Genomic DNA, 1,949 nt, shown 5'->3' on the forward strand with positions numbered 1-1,949 from the left:
TGGTGCCGCTTACAGGAGGCGGCCCGGGAATCATGTCGCATGGATTATCTGGAAGCGGGTTTTTTGCTTTGTTTTCAATGATCGAGAGTTCGAGTCCGCTTACAGCCCTCGAACCTGTGCCCGCCTCACCATTGAGCAGAGCCTCGACCAGCGCTTGCCGGTCGGCTTCGGAGCGTTTCGATAGGTTGGCGATGATGGTCTCGATCGGCGCGTCGGATAGGCTATCGGCACCAGCATCCACGGACGCTGGTTCGGCCTCATCGAAGCGTTCGGACATGCTGCTCTCCATGGTCGGCGGGATGAACGGGGCGACCGTCGGCGGAGCGTCCCCAGGGCGATGATCCTGAATGTCGCTCTGCCGGTCAGATCGATTGTCGGCAGATTCCCACATCGTACACGGCCGGATCAAGCCGCTTCGGCGATCGATGGCGCGAAGCCGAACGAACGGTCTATGCGGCCTGTTGCTGCATCTCGGCCAGTGCGGCGATCGCGCGATAGACGGAGGCGCGACTAATCTGCATGACGGCGGCGACTTCGGAGGGCTTCATCCTGGTCGAAAGTTGTTTTACCCGTTCAAGGTCGATCTGCGATTTGCGCCCTTGATAGAGACCTTTCCGGCGCGCGGCCTCGATCCCCTCGCGCTGCCGTTCGGCGCGGATATCGAGTTCGAAGGCGGCGACCGCTCCCAAAATCGCGAGCGTGAGGCGGCCGGTCGACGACGTCGTGTCGATAGCCTGGTCGAGGCAGCGGAAGCCGACGTCTTTGGCGTCGAGGGTCGCGAGCAGATTGTGGAGATCACGGGTCGATCGAGCGAAGCGGTCCAGCTTGGTCACGATGACGGTGTCGCCGCTCCTGGCGAACTCGACGCAGGCCTGAAGCTCGGGCCGGTCATCGGCCGATCGGCCGGAGGCTTTTTCGCAAAACAGTTTTTCGACACCGGCCGCCGCCAGGGCGGCGCGCTGGATGTCGAGGGATTGGTCGGTCGAAGATACGCGGGCGTAGCCAATCAGCATCCAGTTCTCCGTCTCAGATGGATATCATATTTGAGAATATCTCATTTGGGTCGTTTTGGCTAGAGTCTGCGACAAAACCGGCACCGATTTGCTGATCTCGTGGGCGTATACCCGCCGGACAGGTCAACGCCGCTCGCGATCCCCCCGGCAAAATCATTTCGAAAAGCGATCCCTGGAGGTCGTGGTGCGGATGATCACGGAGGATGAGCGATCGTCGCGACATAGGGCTGGAGCCTCCCCGGCCCATTCACGAAACAGTTTTTTTTTCACGGATCGGCATCCTCGCCTGGCCGGTCCGGCGAGGTTGTTTTTGGACTGACGAGCAGCCGGATATTGCGTGGCGCGCCGTGACAACCCGGCGGGGCTTCGCCCCACCTGCCAGAAAAGGTTCAGTTCACGAGGCGAGCACGAGATATGCGAGATTGATATCTCGAACTACGACCAGGCAGAAAACGGATTTGGCTCATGGCGAAGGAGGACTCGTCCGATGTCGCCATGGGCCAAATCAAGGACGACGTGATCGAGCCGCTAGGCGAGCGGAACGGCGGCCTCCCCTTATCTCTGGCGCAATGATCGTGCATCCATCAAAGCGGCGCATAACTCGCCTTCCGGCTCGTCATGCTCGTCGCGCAGCGCATCGTCATCGCCGCTGCGCGTCTCGACGATACTTGCGCGCAGTCTTCGAATTAAATCCGTGCCAAAAAACCCCTTAAGATTATCTATAGAAGTATTACGGCACGCCATTTATTTTTACGATCATCACAACAACAATTTTGACTAAACGATAGTGGACGCGATATAAAGGATCATCAACTACGCAGACGAACTACCACCGTGACTACCAATTATATCGACGTTACTATTGACGAGTCCGTACCAGGATCGGGGAAAACCTACCGGGCTATTGATGAAGCGGTGAAGAAGAAGGGGCGATAC

At 58.4% G+C, this 1,949-nt stretch carries 2 protein-coding genes; both read right to left on the reverse strand.

Features of this window, described 5'->3' with window-relative positions; genetic code table 11:
• A partial coding sequence (locus tag BLS13_RS20165) for a hypothetical protein (RefSeq protein ID WP_143012044.1) occupies window positions 1-277 on the reverse strand: 277 nt, incomplete at its 3' end.
• 172 nt (window positions 278-449) lie between these two features.
• A complete protein-coding gene (locus tag BLS13_RS20170; RefSeq protein ID WP_093454816.1) occupies window positions 450-1,013 on the reverse strand; it encodes a recombinase family protein in 564 nt (187 codons plus the stop codon).
• Between the last annotated feature and the right edge of the window lie 936 nt (window positions 1,014-1,949).

Source organism: Sphingomonas sp. YR710 (assembly GCF_900101455.1).
Classification (GTDB): domain Bacteria; phylum Pseudomonadota; class Alphaproteobacteria; order Sphingomonadales; family Sphingomonadaceae; genus Rhizorhabdus.

Excerpts from the sequence above, each read along its gene's own strand:
- BLS13_RS20170 (WP_093454816.1), bottom strand. The coding sequence starts at position 1,013 with ATGCTGATTGGCTACGCCCGCGTATCTTCGACCGACCAATCCCTCGAC.